The 14535-nt window shown below is 65.8% G+C and carries 16 protein-coding genes and 1 riboswitch; of the genes, 10 read left to right on the top strand and 6 right to left on the bottom strand.

Features of this window, described 5'->3' with window-relative positions:
- Positions 1 to 58 precede the first annotated feature (58 nt).
- Entirely contained in the window at positions 59 to 295 is a 237-nt protein-coding gene (locus TPR58_RS15200; protein ID WP_346247555.1) for a hypothetical protein, read from the top strand.
- 10 nt (positions 296 to 305) lie between these two features.
- On the opposite strand, the gene TPR58_RS15195 is transcribed toward TPR58_RS15200, so the two are convergent.
- The 4 genes from TPR58_RS15195 to crtY are packed head-to-tail and all read right to left on the bottom strand — an operon-like array spanning position 306 to position 4463.
- Positions 306 to 1250 carry a phytoene/squalene synthase family protein gene (locus TPR58_RS15195; RefSeq protein WP_346247554.1) on the bottom strand — a complete coding sequence of 315 codons (945 nt, stop codon included), beginning with the start codon at positions 1248 to 1250 and terminating at the stop codon, positions 306 to 308.
- On the bottom strand, positions 1247 to 1828 hold the full coding sequence (locus tag TPR58_RS15190; RefSeq protein WP_346247553.1) for an LOG family protein: 582 nt from the start codon (positions 1826 to 1828) through the stop codon (positions 1247 to 1249). The genes TPR58_RS15195 and TPR58_RS15190 overlap by 4 nt, the downstream gene beginning before the upstream one ends.
- A complete protein-coding gene (locus TPR58_RS15185; RefSeq protein ID WP_346247552.1) occupies positions 1825 to 3303 on the bottom strand; it encodes a phytoene desaturase in 1479 nt (492 codons plus the stop codon). The genes TPR58_RS15190 and TPR58_RS15185 overlap by 4 nt, the downstream gene beginning before the upstream one ends.
- A complete protein-coding gene (crtY, locus tag TPR58_RS15180) occupies positions 3300 to 4463 on the bottom strand; it encodes a lycopene beta-cyclase CrtY (protein WP_346247551.1) in 1164 nt (387 codons plus the stop codon). Before crtY ends, TPR58_RS15185 begins: the two co-directional genes overlap by 4 nt.
- Positions 4464 to 4629: 166 nt before the next feature.
- Between crtY and TPR58_RS15175 the strand changes: the two genes are divergently transcribed.
- From TPR58_RS15175 to TPR58_RS15135, 9 genes are all read left to right on the top strand, one after another.
- Positions 4630 to 5373, top strand: coding sequence for a hypothetical protein (locus TPR58_RS15175; protein ID WP_346247549.1), 744 nt, complete (start codon positions 4630 to 4632; stop codon positions 5371 to 5373).
- Positions 5374 to 5424: 51 nt separating this feature from the next.
- Positions 5425 to 6156 (top strand): hypothetical protein, encoded by a 732-nt coding sequence (locus tag TPR58_RS15170; protein WP_346247548.1) that lies wholly within the window; start codon positions 5425 to 5427, stop codon positions 6154 to 6156.
- A 4-nt stretch (positions 6157 to 6160) separates the two neighbouring features.
- On the top strand, positions 6161 to 6745 hold the full coding sequence (locus TPR58_RS15165; RefSeq protein ID WP_346247547.1) for a DUF2585 domain-containing protein: 585 nt from the start codon (positions 6161 to 6163) through the stop codon (positions 6743 to 6745).
- A gap of 48 nt (positions 6746 to 6793) precedes the next feature.
- On the top strand, positions 6794 to 7564 hold the full coding sequence (locus tag TPR58_RS15160) for a sterol desaturase family protein (protein WP_346247709.1): 771 nt from the start codon (positions 6794 to 6796) through the stop codon (positions 7562 to 7564).
- On the top strand, positions 7521 to 7931 hold the full coding sequence (locus TPR58_RS15155) for a DUF2141 domain-containing protein (RefSeq protein ID WP_346247708.1): 411 nt from the start codon (positions 7521 to 7523) through the stop codon (positions 7929 to 7931). Before TPR58_RS15160 ends, TPR58_RS15155 begins: the two co-directional genes overlap by 44 nt.
- 70 nt (positions 7932 to 8001) lie before the next feature.
- Entirely contained in the window at positions 8002 to 8886 is an 885-nt protein-coding gene (locus TPR58_RS15150; protein ID WP_346247546.1) for a MipA/OmpV family protein, read from the top strand.
- Between the two features lie 71 nt (positions 8887 to 8957).
- Positions 8958 to 9458, top strand: a complete 501-nt coding sequence (locus TPR58_RS15145) for a DUF2569 family protein (RefSeq protein WP_346247545.1) — start codon at positions 8958 to 8960, stop codon at positions 9456 to 9458.
- A gap of 35 nt (positions 9459 to 9493) precedes the next feature.
- Positions 9494 to 9603: riboswitch (TPP riboswitch) on the top strand.
- A 41-nt stretch (positions 9604 to 9644) separates the two neighbouring features.
- On the top strand, positions 9645 to 11492 hold the full coding sequence (gene thiC / locus TPR58_RS15140) for a phosphomethylpyrimidine synthase ThiC (RefSeq protein WP_346247544.1): 1848 nt from the start codon (positions 9645 to 9647) through the stop codon (positions 11490 to 11492).
- A 132-nt stretch (positions 11493 to 11624) separates the two neighbouring features.
- A complete protein-coding gene (locus TPR58_RS15135) occupies positions 11625 to 12491 on the top strand; it encodes a hypothetical protein (RefSeq protein ID WP_346247543.1) in 867 nt (288 codons plus the stop codon).
- Between the two features lie 41 nt (positions 12492 to 12532).
- Here TPR58_RS15135 and TPR58_RS15130 read toward each other — a convergent pair whose 3' ends face one another.
- Complete coding sequence (locus TPR58_RS15130) at positions 12533 to 12760, bottom strand: DUF2061 domain-containing protein (RefSeq protein ID WP_346247542.1); 228 nt, start codon at positions 12758 to 12760, stop codon at positions 12533 to 12535.
- Positions 12761 to 12897: 137 nt separating this feature from the next.
- Complete coding sequence (locus TPR58_RS15125; RefSeq protein ID WP_346247707.1) at positions 12898 to 14355, bottom strand: S41 family peptidase; 1458 nt, start codon at positions 14353 to 14355, stop codon at positions 12898 to 12900.
- Positions 14356 to 14535 lie beyond the last annotated feature (180 nt).

The raw sequence follows: 14535 nt of genomic DNA, 5'->3' as shown, positions 1-14535 counted from the left end.
ACGGTTGGGCGGAACGGCAGGCGGTCCAGCACGTTTCTTACCCCGAAGGAGCGACGCGATGGAGCCTGTCTATTTCGTGATGGCGATCCTGGGATGCAGCGACGACGGCATGGCCTGCAGCCAGGCCCGAATCGAGCCGGTGCGCTATGAAAGCGTCGCCAAATGCCAGGCGGCGATCGACAGCGTCCTGCCCCGCCAGACCGATCTGGACTTCCCGATGGTCGGCGCATCCTGCCAGGCGCAGGGCGGCCGTGTCGCCGAGCGTAATCGCACCACCCCGCAGTCCGGCGGCTGAACGATCCGGTCTAGCGCGGACGCGTCCATAGCCCGTCGCGGGGCGTGGGCGGATAGAGAGCGGATCGCCGCCGCGCCTCGTAGAAGGACCGACCGATCGCGGCGAGCTTTTCCAACGCCGATGTCGAGACGCGGTGATCCCAGGCGTGATCCCCCGCCTTGGCCACCGTGCGGGCGATGCCGCCATAGATCCGCGCCGCCGCAAGCACCGCCCAGGCGGACCGGAAACTGAGCGCGGGCGTGCCTGACCGCGCACTCGCCTCATAGGCTTCCGCCTGGCTCGTCAAGCGACGCGCGAGCATCGTCAGCCGTTGCCGGAACGGCGGCTTGAGCTGCTCGCCGGGCGGAATATCGACCTCGACCAGCCATTCGATCGGCAGGTAGCAGCGCTCGGCCCGCGCATCCTCGGCGATGTCGCGCGCGATATTGGCAAGCTGAAAGGCCAGGCCCAGGTCGCAGGCCCGGTCCAGCGTCGCCTCGTCATCCGGCCGCACCCCCATCACCACCGCCATCATGCAGCCGACCGCGCCGGCTACATGATAGCAGTAGCGATGCAGATCCGACTCGCTGCGCGGGCGCCAGTCGGCTGCGTCGAGCGCGAAGCCGTCGACCACGTCCCATATGAAGCGATGCGGCATGCCGGTTTCCTCGACGACCATGCGCAGCGCGTCGAAGGCAGGATCGCCCACCCATTCGCCGTCCAGTGCCGCCTGGGTGCGGTTCCGGATGGTCGCCAGCCGCGCCTCCGGATCCTCGACCCGGATCATGTCGTGGCCATGATCCTGCCCGTCGGCCAGGTCGTCGCAGGCGCGGCACCAGGCATAGAGCAGCCAGGCGCGTTCACGCGTGCGGCGGTCGAACAACCGGCTGGCGGCGGCGAAGCTGCGCGATCCGAGCGCGATCGATTCCCCCGCGGTCGCAACGATCGCGGCGCGTGAGGGAAAGGCCGGGCTCACAGATCGTCGCGCTTCATATGGATGATCGGCACGGTCGGGCCGGCATTGGCCATCAGGTCGAGCAGCCCGTCGAGCGTGTCGTCGACCAGCAGCAGTTTCTGGTGCTGCGGCCGGACGAAACCGACCTGGCCCATATGCGCCCAGAATTCGACCAGCTTGTCATAATAGCCGGCGATGTTGAGCAGGCCGATCGGATCGCTGTGATAGCCAAGCTGTGCCCAGCTGAGCGCTTCCCACAATTCGTCCATCGTGCCGGTGCCGCCGGGCAGGTTGATGAACCCGTCGGCCAGTTCGGTGAAGCGCGCCTTGCGCTCGTGCATCGTCTCGACCACTTCGAGCGCGGTCAGGTCGTTGTGCGCCACCTCGGCATTGACCAGCGCGGTGGGGATCACGCCGATCACTTCGCCGCCCGCCGCCAGCGCGCTGTCGGCGACGGCGCCCATCAGGCCCAGCCGCCCGCCGCCATAGACGACGCCGATCCCGCGCTTCGCCAGGCCGTGCCCGACCATGCGTGCCGCCTCGATATAGACGGGGTCCGCGGGGGTTGCCGATCCGCAATAGACGGCGATACGTTTCACTTCAGGTCTCCAAGCATCAGGTCAGCCGTCGCCCGCGCGCTGCCGACGACGCCGGGAATGCCGGCGCCCGGATGCGTGCCCGCTCCGACGAAATACAGGTTGGAAATGGTGTCGTCGCGATTGTGCGTCCGGAACCAGGCGCTCTGCGTCAGGACCGGCTCGAGGCTGAACGCCGAACCCAGATGCGCATTGAGTTCGCTGACGAAATCGGGAGGCGAGAAGCTGAACTTCGTGACGATCCGATCCTGCAGGTCGGGGATCAGCCGCTTCGCCACTTCGGCCAGCACGCGCTGTTCCAGCACCGGACCGACTTCGTCCCAGTTCGCCGGGAACTTGCCGAGATGCGGCACCGGGACCAGCGCATAGAAGGTCGAATGGCCCTCGGGCGCCATTGCGGGGTCGCTTGCCGTGGGGTGGTGGAGATAGATCGAGAAATCCTCGCTCACCACGCCGTGATCATAGATGTCCTCGAGCAGCCCCTTGTAGCGCGGGCCGAACAGGATCGAGTGGTGGGGGATGTCGGGGAAGGTCCCGCGGACGCCGAAATGAACGACGAACAGCGAGGGCGAGAAGCGCTTCGCCTCCATTCGCGACGCGGTGCGCTGGGCGCTGCGCGATCCCTTCAGCAGGTCGCGATAGCTGTGGACCACATCGGCATTGGTCGCGACCGCGTCGGCCTCGAACTGTTCGCCGCTGCGGGTGCGCACGCCGGTGACGCGCTCGCCCAGCGTGTCGATCGACTCGACCGGATCGCCCAGCCGGATGCGGCCGCCCAGTCGTTCGAACAGCGCGACCATGCCGGCGATCAGCCGGTTGGTGCCGCCCATCGCCCACCAGACGCCGCCGTCGCGCTCCAGCTTGTGGATCAGCGCATAGATCGCGCTCGACTTCATCGGGTTGCCGCCGATCAGCAGCGTGTGGAAGCTCAGCGCCTCGCGCAGCTTCTCGTTCTTCACGTAGCTGGAGACGACCGAATAGACCGAGCGCCAGGCCTGGTGCCGCATCAGCGACGGCGCCGCCTTGATCATCGACTTGAAGTCGAGAAAGGCCACCTGGCCCAGCTTCACATAGCCGTCCTCGTAGACGCCGGCCGAATAGGTCAGGAAACGGCGATAGCCTTCGACATCGTCGGGAGACAGCCGGGCGAGTTCGGCGCGCAGCTGGACGTCGTCGTTCGAATAGTCGAACTGCGTTCCGTCGGGCCAGGACAGGCGGTAGAAGGGCGTGACCGGGACGAGCTTCACATCCTCGCCGATGTCGCGTCCCGACAAACGCCACAGCTCGCGCAGCGTGTCGGGCGCGGTGATCACCGTCGGCCCGGCATCGAAGGTGAAGCCGTCGCGCTCCCAGAAATAGGCGCGGCCGCCCGGCTTGTCCCGGCCCTCGATGACGGTGGTTTCGATCCCGGCCGATTGCAGGCGGATGGCAAGCGCCAGTCCCCCGAAGCCGGACCCCACGACGATAGCTCGTTTCACCTTCTCGTACTCCGTATCGCCGAAATCGCCCGCCCGATCGGAACCGGCGGTTTGCCGGACAGGACGCGCAGTCGATCGAACAGGGTGGACTGGCCAGCATAGAATCGCGCGATCAGTCCGGGATCGAGCGTATAGAAGCGTTCGAGTACGCGATAGCGCTCCTCGGGTTTCGCCGCGCGAAACAACATTGCGGTCAGGATCCGATAGAAGCCGCGGTCGCGCCAGCACTGGCGCGCATGGCGATAGAGCAGGTCGTGCAGGCCCGCGCCCGACAGGTCGGTCGCCTTCGCGACGAGCGACGCCGTTCGGACCGCGTCCGGCAGCGAATAGCTGGTCAGCGGGTGGAACATCGCGCCGCGAACGCCGGCCTTGGCGATTCCGTTGCCGCCCGAGGTCCAATAGGCCTCGAAATCGCCGCCCATCACGACCGGCAGCGCACCGATCTCCTCGCGCAGGATCCGCTCGACCGGCCAGTCGTTCGCCGCGGCATAGGCGGTGATGCGCTCGCGCATGCCCGCGGCATCGGGTTCGGGACCGTCGCTGTAATAGGTATCCTCCAGGAACAGCCGGGTCGCCGCGAAGGGGAGGGCGTACATGAAGCGATAGCCGTCGATCTGTTCGACGGTCGCGTCCATCACGATCGGGCGCGCCAGCGCGTGCGGCTCGCCCAGCGCCAGTTCGCGGCCGAGGAATTTCTGCCAGCCGAGATCGAGCGGCGACAGGTCCCCGGCGCCGCGGCAGTCGATGACGCCGCCGGCCTCGACCTGCTCACCATCGGCGAGGATGACGGTGCTGCTGCTCAGGTCCGAGACCTGGCGGCGCGTCATCACCGTGCCCTCGGGTAGAGTCGTGCGAGCATAAAGATCGAGCCGCGTGCTCTCGATCGAATAATAAAAGGCATCGAGGGTGCGGCGATGCGCCGGGAAGGCGATGTCATACCCCTTCCAGCCATGGCACACGAGCGGCGCCGTCAGCCAGCGATCGGCCGGCGCGATGTCGCTGGCGAAGAACGACCAGAGGTGATTGCCGCCCAGTGCCGGTCCGCCCTCGATCAGCTTCAGGCGGACGTCGGGCCGTTTCCGCGCCAGCGCGAGCGCGATCAACGCGCCGGAAAGGCCGCCGCCGACAATCGCAACGTCGCAGGAATGAATTGCGGGCATTCGCCGCGCCTAGCGGAACGGTTCGTCGCTGACAAATGCCCCTCGCGCTGCCGGCCGCGAGAGGAATGGGAGGCAGTGGCGGCAAACTGCGTCGATCCGATCGCACCGCGCCCGGGCGCTGCGAAGCGCCATTGCCCAGAAGTGGGCGTCGGCGCACAAGCAGGTCATGATCGAGATGCTTGTGTCAGCCGCCCTGCTCTTGCCTTCGCCACTCGCCCAGGATGACGAACTTCCCCCGGTCACCTATCCCGCATTGCCCGCGACCGCAGCCGATGCCGAGGGGTTCGTGCCGAACGGGTGGACGCTGGAAACCCGTCAGTCGGGCGACCTGAACGGCGATGGGCTGCCCGACCTGGCGCTGGCGCTGAAGCAGCGGGATCCGAAGAACATCCTTCCGAACGAAGGGGGGATGTGCCGTGAAACGATCGACACCAATCCGCGCATGCTGGCGGTCGCGCTTGCCCGGCGCACAGGGGGGTATCGGCTGGTGATGGAGAATCACACGCTGATCCCGCGCTACGACAGCGCCTGCGCCGATGACTGGTTCGATCCGGACGGTCAGTCCGGCGGCGGATTGACGCTCGTGCGCGGGACGGTGCGCGTGCGGCTGGGCAGGTTCATGAACGCGGGGGGCTGGAGCTCGGGCAGCAGCGACTTCGTCTTCGGCTGGCGCAACAACGGGATCCGCCTGATCGGCTTCGATTATGCGAACGTCCAGCGCAACACCGGCGAAACCCAGAAGCTGAGCATCAACTATCTGATCCGGCGGGTCCAGATCGTTCGCGGCATGATCGACAGCGAAAAGACCAGGACCAGCGAGTCGACGATCCCGGCACGGCCGCTGCCGACGATCGATCAGATCGGCAACGGGATGGAATTCGATCCGAACGGACTGGTGGGCAAGCTCTGAGCTGAGCCGGCTCGGATTGCCGAGGCGGGACCATCAAGGCACAAGCGCAGCATGATCGTTCTTCTTCTGCCTGCTCTGGTTGCGTCGATATCCGGCGTCCAGGATCTTCCGCCTGTCACCTATCCCAAGCTTGCGCCGACCGCGGCGAATGCCGAGGGGTTTGTTCCCAAGGGGTGGCGTATCGAAAGCCGTGACAGCGGCGATCTGGATGGTGACGGGCTGCCCGATCTGGCGCTGGCGCTGAAACAACAGGATCCGGCGAACATCGTCGCGAACAAGGGGCTGTGCGGCGATCGGATCGATACCAATCCACGCATCCTGGTCGTCGCCCTTGCCCAGCGGGGCGGCGGATATCGGCTGGCGGTGCAGAACCACAGCCTGATCCCGCGCTATGATCATGCCTGCGCCGAGGACTGGTTCGCCTCCGAAGGCGTCACCGGCGGCGGGATGGAGGTGGTGCGCGGGACGGTCCGGATCCGGCTGGGCCGGTTCATGAGCGCCGGCGGCTGGGGCATGGGTGCCACGACCTACACGTTCCGCTGGCAGCAAGGGGCTCTGCGGCTGATCGGCTATGATTATACGAACGTCCAGCGGAACACCGGAGAGATGGATACGCAGAGCATCAATTATCTCACCCGGCGAATGAAGACCAGCACGGGCTCGATCAGCGACGACGCCCAGAAGACGCGCTGGTCGACGATTCCCGCCCGGCCGTTGCTCACGATCGACCAGGTCGGGAACGGGATGGACTTCGATCCCGACAGCCTGCTCGGCAAGCGGTAACGCGATGGCTCGCCGCCCGATCGAAGTGCCGGCCGCCGCGCTGCTCGTTGCCCTGGCGATCGCCGCGGCCGTCCTCGTCGTGCTGGTGGCGATGGACCGGCCGCCGATCTGCGCCTGCGGGACGGTCAAGCTGTGGCACGGCGTGGTGCAGTCGAGCGAGAACAGCCAGCATATCGCCGATTGGTACAGCTTCAGCCACGTGATCCACGGGTTTCTGTTCTACGGCCTCGCTCATCTGGCGGTGCGGGGGGAAGGCCGGCGCTGGGCCCTGCCGCTGGCGGTAGTGATCGAGGGCAGCTGGGAGATCCTCGAAAACTCGCCGATCATCATCAATCGCTACCGCGAAGCGACGATCGCGCTGGGCTATTCGGGCGACAGCATCGTCAATTCGATGGCCGATATCGGCTGGATGGCGTTCGGCTTCTGGCTGGCGATGCGGCTGCCGGCGCGGATGATCGTCGCGATGGCGATCGGGTTCGAACTGCTGACGCTGGTCCTGATTCGCGACAATCTCACGCTCAACGTCCTGATGCTGGTCTGGCCGGTCGATGCGATCAAGGCGTGGCAGGCGCATCCGCTGCTGTCGTGAATCGCGGCTGACGCGGGCGAGCGCAGGCTGTAGGGCAGGGGGATGAGCATCGTCCTGGCCATCATCCTGTCCGCGCTCGCGATGACGCTGATCGTCGGCGTGCGCTACCTGATCGTCAGCGGCGTCTTCGACCTGGCCACGCGCGCGAAGCATCGCGGGCTCTACGCCGGGCTGACGCCGCAGATCCGCAAGGAGATCGGCTGGAGCCTGGCGAGCTCGGCGATCTATGGCGTGCCCGCCGGCGTCGTCGCCTGGGGGTGGCAGGATCACGGCTGGACCCGGATTTACACCGATCTGGGCGACTGGCCGCTCTGGTATCTGCCGCTGTCGGTGCTGCTCTATCTCTTCGCGCACGACAGCTGGTTCTACTGGACGCATCGCTGGATGCACCGGCCGCGCTGGTTTCGCATCGCCCATGCCGTGCACCATGCCAGCCGCCCGCCGACCGCCTGGGCGGCGATGAGCTTTCACCCGGTAGAGGCGCTGACCGGCGCGGTCGTGATTCCGGTGCTGGTCTTCCTGATCCCCATTCATGTCGGCGCACTCGGGTTTGTCCTAGCCGTCATGACCGTTATGGGGGTCACGAATCACATGGGGTGGGAGATGTTCCCGCGGTTCATGTGGGGGGGCGTACTGGGCGGATGGCTGATCACCGCGAGCCATCATCAGCGGCATCATGACGAGTATAAGTGCAATTATGGCCTTTATTTCCGTTTCTGGGACCGGCTTTGCGGGACCGACAAGGGCATCGGCAGTTTCGAGAGGCGTAGCCGCACTGGCCGCCGGGCTGCTGCTGCCGGCCGCCGCACCGACCCCTAGCGGAACGCTGGAGGTCGAGATCATCCAACTGCGCTCGACCAAGGGGGTGCTTCGGTTCTGCCTGACGACCGATGCCAAGGCGTTTCCGGACTGCAAGTCGGGCAAGGGGATCGCGAAGACGGTACCGGCGACCAGCACGCATGTCCGGTTCGAGGGACTGGCGCACGACACCTATGCGCTGGCGGTGATCCACGACGAAAACAACAACGGCAAGCTCGACACCTTCATGGGAATGCCCCGCGAGGGTTTCGGCTTTTCGCGCAATCCCGGCATCGGCTTCGGCCCGCCGCGCTTCACCTCGGCAAGCTTCGATGTCGTCGCTGCGACAAACGTGCAACAGCAGGTCAAGATTCGCTATCTGTTGTAGGAAGAAGGACGGACCTATCAGAGGAAACCGGCGTTACGCGCCGGTAACATTCCCTGGGAGGCCTTCGCCTGTGACGTATCGTGCCGTACTCCTGTTGCCCGCCCTGCTGATCGCCGCGCCGGCTTTCGCGCAGGATGATGACGCTCCGGCCCCGGCTCCGACGTCCGCACCGGGCGGGATCGACCCCGAAAAGCTGAACGGCGATTCGCTGCGCATCGGCGTCGTCGCCGGCGTGACGCCCAGCTACGAAGGCTCGGACGATCTGGTCTTCGCGGCGGTTCCCGGAATCCAGGGGCGCGTGTCCGGCATCAATTTCGGCCTGCGCGGCAACCGTGCCTATGCCGACCTGATCCCGACCGAGGGCGGGCCGGGCTGGGATTTCCAGGCGGGCCCGATCGTCAGCGTCAATTTCAACCGTGCACGCCGCAGCGCGATCAGGGATCCTCAGGTCCGCGCACTGCCGATCCGCAAGCTCGCGGTCGAGGTCGGCGGCTATGTCGGCATCGGCAAGCAGGGCGTGTTCACCAGCGATTATGACAAGCTCAGCGTGTCGGTCGCCTATACCCATGACATTGCCGGCATTCACAAGAGCGAGGTCATCACCCCCTCGATCGACTATGGCACGCCGCTCAGCACCAAGGCATTCGTCGGGCTGAACCTGTCGGCCAACTATGTCGGCGACGGCTATGCCCGCACCTATTTCGGGGTGAACAGCCCCGCCGAGGCAGCGGCCAGCGGCCTGCCCCAGTTCGACGCGAAGAAAGGCTGGAAGGACTGGACGCTGTCGGGCGTCGGCGTGGTCTCGCTCACCGGCGACCTGACTGGCGGTCTCGGGCTGATGGGGCTGGTCTCGTACCGCCGCATGCTCGAGGATGCCGCGCGCTCGCCGCTGACCAGCATCGCCGGGTCGAAGGATCAGTGGACCGCGATGGGTGGTCTCGTCTGGACCTTCTGACCTCTGCTTGCATGCCGTCTGAACTCGGTTAGGCTGCTCCTGGCCCCGGCTCCCGGGGCGGGGGCAGTCTGATGGGTTATAGCGACCGCGAATTGTACGGTGTGGGCGGGTGGCTCACCTTTTTCCTGGTGACGCTCGGCGTGATCAGCCCGCTGGTGTCGATCGGCTCGGTTTTGATGATGACGAGCGACAGCGCCACCGCCGGCGCTCTGGGCGATGCCTGGGACACGGCGGTACGCATCGAGTGGACGATCGTGGTCATCGTCTGCCTGGCAATGTGGTTCGCGGTCTATCGCTTTTTGATGGTGCGCAACTGGACCACGGTGGTGATCGGCATCTCCGTTATCTGGCTGGTCGCGTCGGTCACGCTGATCGTCGAACCGCTGATCGTCGCCGGAGTGCTGGGGCTCCCGCTCGTCCAGCTTTATGGCGCCATGGGAGCCACGCTCGTCCGACCGCTGATCTACGCCGGGATCTGGACCGCCTATCTGCTGAAATCCGAACGCGTCGCGAATACCTATCGCTACCCCGAGCGGGGTGACGAAGAGGCGCTGGCGGAAGTGTTCGACTGAACCGCTTCCCCTGACGCCGCTTCGCGTCTAGAACGCTGTCATCCCCGGGGGGCCGCTGAACCGCGGCTGAGAGGGAGGCTGGAGCCTCCGACCCGCTGAACCTGATCCGGTTGACACCGGCGGAGGGAGGGAGCGGCGTCCGCCCGGAAACCGTGATCTCGCTTCGTCTACAAGGAGCGAACACGCATGGCCGACATTCCCGCCAAATCCGAAATCGGTGTCACCACCGGACCGATCCGCGGATCGCGCAAGATCCATGTCGGCCCGCTGAAAGTCGCGATGCGCGAGATTTCGCTGGAGCCGGGATCGGGCGAGGCGCCGGTGCGCGTCTACGACACGTCGGGCCCCTATACCGACCCGAATGCCCGGATCGACATCATGGCCGGCCTGCCCAGGCTGCGCGACCCCTGGATCCGCGCGCGCGGCGACGTCGAGGAGGTCGATGCCCGCGAGATCCGTCCCGAGGACAATGGCCAGCTCGGCCCCGACCGCTCGGGCGGGGTCCAGCCCTTCCCGAACGTGGTCAAGCGTCCGCTGCGCGCCAGGGCCGGCGCCAACGTGACCCAGATGCACTATGCCCGGCGCGGTATCATCACGCCCGAGATGGAATATGTCGCCGAGCGCGAGAATCTCGGCCGGGCGCGGCTGGCCGAATATGTCCGCGACGGACAGGATTTCGGAGCCGCCATCCCCGATTTCGTAACGCCCGAGTTCGTCCGCGACGAGATCGCCCGCGGACGGGCGATCATCCCGAACAACATCAACCACCCCGAGAGCGAGCCGATGGCGATCGGCCGCAACTTCCTGGTCAAGATCAACGCCAATATCGGCAATTCCGCGGTCGCATCGAACGTGGCGAACGAAGTCGACAAGATGGTCTGGTCGATCCGCTGGGGCGCGGACACGGTCATGGACCTGTCGACCGGGCGCAACATCCACGACACGCGCGAATGGATCCTGCGCAATTCGCCGGTGCCGATCGGCACCGTGCCGATCTACCAGGCGCTGGAGAAGGTCGGCGGCATCGCCGAAGACCTGACCTGGGAGATCTTCCGCGACACGCTGATCGAACAGGCCGAGCAGGGTGTCGACTATTTCACCATCCACGCCGGCGTGCGCCTGCCCTATATCCCGATGACCGCCAAGCGCGTGACCGGCATCGTCAGCCGCGGCGGGTCGATCATGGCGAAATGGTGCCTGGCGCATCACCAGGAAAGCTTCCTCTACACGCGTTTCGAGGAAATCTGCGAGATCATGAAGGCGTATGACATCGCCTTCTCGCTGGGCGACGGGCTGCGTCCGGGGTCGATCGCCGACGCCAATGACGAGGCGCAGTTCAGCGAGCTCGCGACGCTTGGCGAACTGACCCAGGTGGCGTGGAAGCATGACGTCCAGGTAATGATCGAGGGCCCCGGCCATGTGCCGATGCACAAGATCAAGGCGAACATGGACAAGCAGCTGGAAGCGTGCGGCGAGGCGCCCTTCTATACGCTCGGGCCGCTGACCACCGATATCGCGCCGGGCTATGATCATATCACCTCGGCGATCGGCGCGGCGATGATCGGCTGGTTCGGCACGGCGATGCTCTGCTACGTGACGCCCAAGGAGCATCTGGGCCTGCCCGACCGCGACGACGTGAAGGTCGGGGTCGTGACCTACAAGCTGGCGGCGCACGCGGCCGATCTTGCCAAGGGGCATCCCGCGGCCAAGGTGCGCGACGATGCGCTGAGCCGCGCCCGGTTCGAGTTCCGCTGGCGCGACCAGTTCAACCTGTCGCTCGACCCCGACACGGCGGAGCAATATCACGACCAGACGCTGCCGGCCGAAGGCGCCAAGACCGCGCATTTCTGTTCGATGTGCGGTCCCAAATTCTGCTCGATGAAGATCACGCAGGAAGTGCGCGACTTCGCCGCCAAGCAGAACCAGTCGGCCGATGCGTTCCTCGCGGCGGACAGCGCCGAGGCGGGGATGGCGGAGATGAGCGAGAAGTTCCGCGAAAAGGGTGGCGAGATCTACCTGCCGGCTGCGGAGTAAGGTTATCGCCGGCGTCACCTCATGTGGCGTCGGCGGTCGCTTCCATTTCGGACGCGATGCACCGCATCGATCATTGCCGAGCGAGCCGAGCGACCCTAGCGTTTCCGATCTTTAGCGATCCCGAGGGCGGGCATGCGTATATGGCTCATTCTCCTGTGTCTGCTCGCCACCGATGTGAGCGCGCAGGAGCACCCGTCAACTGCATCCGAGCCGCAGGAGGCAGGGAACGAGATCGTTGTCGTTGGCCGGGAGACCAGCGAAAAGCAGGTCAGCGATTTCGTCAAGGGCCTGACCTGGGCACCGCACGCGCGCACCATCGCCCGGTTCGAAGGGGAGTGGGTGTGTCCGCTCGCGTTCGGTCTTTCGGTCAAATATAACCGCCTCATCACCGAGCGGATGCGCAAGGTCGCGCGCGCGGCCGGAGTCGGGCTGGCAGCCGAGCCTTGTACGCCCAACGCTCTTGTGATTTTCGCCGACGACAAGCTTGCGACGGTGCGCCAGCTGGAACGAGAGCGGCCGCAGATGTTCCCTGAGGACCGGGTCCGCCTGTCCGAAGAACCGGGTCCGGCGATCGCATGGCGGGTTCTTGGAAAGATTGATCTGGACGGCGTGCGGGCTCACGGGATCGTCGCGCGCACCACGCGCCCGGCGTCGCGGCTGGTCGAGCTTGTGAGACCGATATTCGACCTGTCGGTGGTGGTGATCGAGCGGGACGCGATCGAAGGCTTCACGACGGTTCAGGTCGCTGATTACGCCGCCATGCGCGTGCTGACGACGGCCAACCCGGCGAGGGCCCAGGACAGTGGAGCCCCCACCATCCTGTCGATTATGACGACGCCGAAGGATCAGCCGGCGCCGGTGACGCTTACCACCTGGGATCTGAGCTTCTTGCGCTCGCTCTATGCGCTTCCGGTAGGCCAGAGTGCCGCGGCGCAGCGGGGGATGATCGGCGACAGCATGCGGCGCGATTTTGGCACCGTCCCCGTGCGCAAACCCTGACCGGTGACGACCGCGATCATCGCCGACCGGTCTCGTGGCGGTCAGCCATGCACAACCGCGTCGCGCACGAACGGATCGACCTGGGCCCGGCGCTCGACGCGCTTCCATGCCTTTTCATGGAAGAAGAAGGCGACGGCGTTGATGCACGGTTCGATCAGCGCGATGCCGCCGGCCATGCTGACCGACCCGGTAAAGGCATAGGCAACGCTGAAGCCGATCGTCAGGTGGATCGACAGATAGGTGAGGGTCTTTGTCAGGTCTCGGGACATCGTGTCGGTCCTTGTCGCCACTCGATCACGACGAGATAAGGATCAGGACCGCCAATGTGTAACGCGCTGTTGCTGCCTCAGTAATCGCCGGAATCGATCAGGCAGGTCCGGCCGCCGTCCCGTTCCGACCCCTATATTCAGAACAGCCCCGGAACCTCGCGCTGCGCCGTGCTGGGCTGCTGCGGAGCCAGCAGGTCGCGGCCGTCGGGCGTGCTGTTGGCGGTCGCGCTGCGCGCTGCCCGGGCCTGGCTGGTCGCCCCGATCGGGGTGCAGCTGCGCCCGGCCAGGAAGTCGATCGCGGCGCGGGTCGATGCCTCGGCCGGGTCGCCCATCGGCCGGCTGATGTCGTCGGCTGCCTGGCAGGTGCGCGGCATCACGCTGGCGATGCCATTGAAATAATTGCTCTGGTGATCGCGATTCTCGACGGCAAAGGCGATGACGCGCAGCCGGTCGTCGCACGCGGTCCTGTCCAGCGCGATCTGGCCCACCGGCTTGCCATAGGTGTTCGTGCCGACCAGCGCCGTGTTGGTGCCGAGATAGGGAATGAAGCCGTTCATCACGAGTTCGCTCGCGGACGCGCTGGAGTGCGTGCCGATGAAGGCAATCCGGGTCGGGGCGATCGACTGGGGCTGGGGCGCGAAATAATTGACCTCGTTCTCCGACGACTTCGACGCGCGGAAGGTCATGTAATCGAACACGTCTGACGTGCTGCGATTGGCGCCCATCAGGTCGCCCATCAATTCGGCGATCGAGATGAGGCCGCCGCCATTGTAGCGCAGGTCGACGATCACATTGGTCACGCCCTGTGCCCGGAAATTGGCAAAGGCATTGCGCAGCGGCGTCTCTGCGGTGTTGATGAAGGTGCGCAGGTTCACATAGCCATAGCGCTGCCCCCCGTCGGTGATGATCTTCGCGCCATAGCGGCTCGATACCGGTGCCAGGGTGAAGTCGGTCTTGGTCAGCGTCACCACGCGCGTCCCCCCGGCGGCGTCGGCGACGCGCAGCGTGCGGCTGGTGCCGACCGTGTCGGGTCCGAGCGCCTGGCTTACCGCATCGGTGCCGCCGCTTGCCACCAGCGCACTGATGTCCTGCAGGGTCGAGGCGGAGGTGCCGACAGCCAGGATTTCGGTCCCGCGATCCAGCCCTGCGTTGAGCGCCGGGGCGTTCTCGAAAGCCTCGATGATCGCGATCCGCCGTGACGACGGGTCATAGGCCAGGCGGAAGCCGAAGCCCGCGCTCGACCCCGAATTATAATAGGCGGTCTCTTCGGCGATCGAGGTGATGTAGGTGAAATAGCGGTCGCGGCCCTGCGCCCGTGCGGTCGCGGTCAGTGCGTCGAGATAATCCTGTACGGTCGTATAGGAAGCCGCGTTCAGGGTGGCGGGGAGCGTCTCAGGAAAGAGATACCACTCGTTCATCTGGTTCGCGACCCAGGTCTTGCGCTCGCTCAGCGAACAGCCATTCGCGGTCGGGGTAGGCGTGCCGCCACCGCCGATCGGCGTGCCACCCCCGCCCGTCGTCCCGCCGCCGGTGGTGAGCGATCCGCTGCCCCCGCCGCCACAGGCGGACAGCATCGCGACCAGGCTCAGCAGCATCCCGAAACGCGTGGTCTTCACGACATGTCCCCCCGACTCATTTTCGGAAAGGCTATCAGCGACTTGCCCGCGGCGCCATCGCTTCCTTCGCATCGGTGCAGACTGAATGCGCCGGTGTCCATCTGCGGCAACAGGCCAGGCACGTTAGTCGAATTCCACGCTACAGTCAGCCAAGTTAAA

The organism is Sphingomonas rustica (genome assembly GCF_039652585.1).
Lineage (GTDB): Bacteria > Pseudomonadota > Alphaproteobacteria > Sphingomonadales > Sphingomonadaceae > Sphingomonas > Sphingomonas rustica.
The sequence above is the reverse complement of the archived record's forward strand: the minus strand, read 5'-3'. Positions and strand labels throughout refer to the sequence as shown.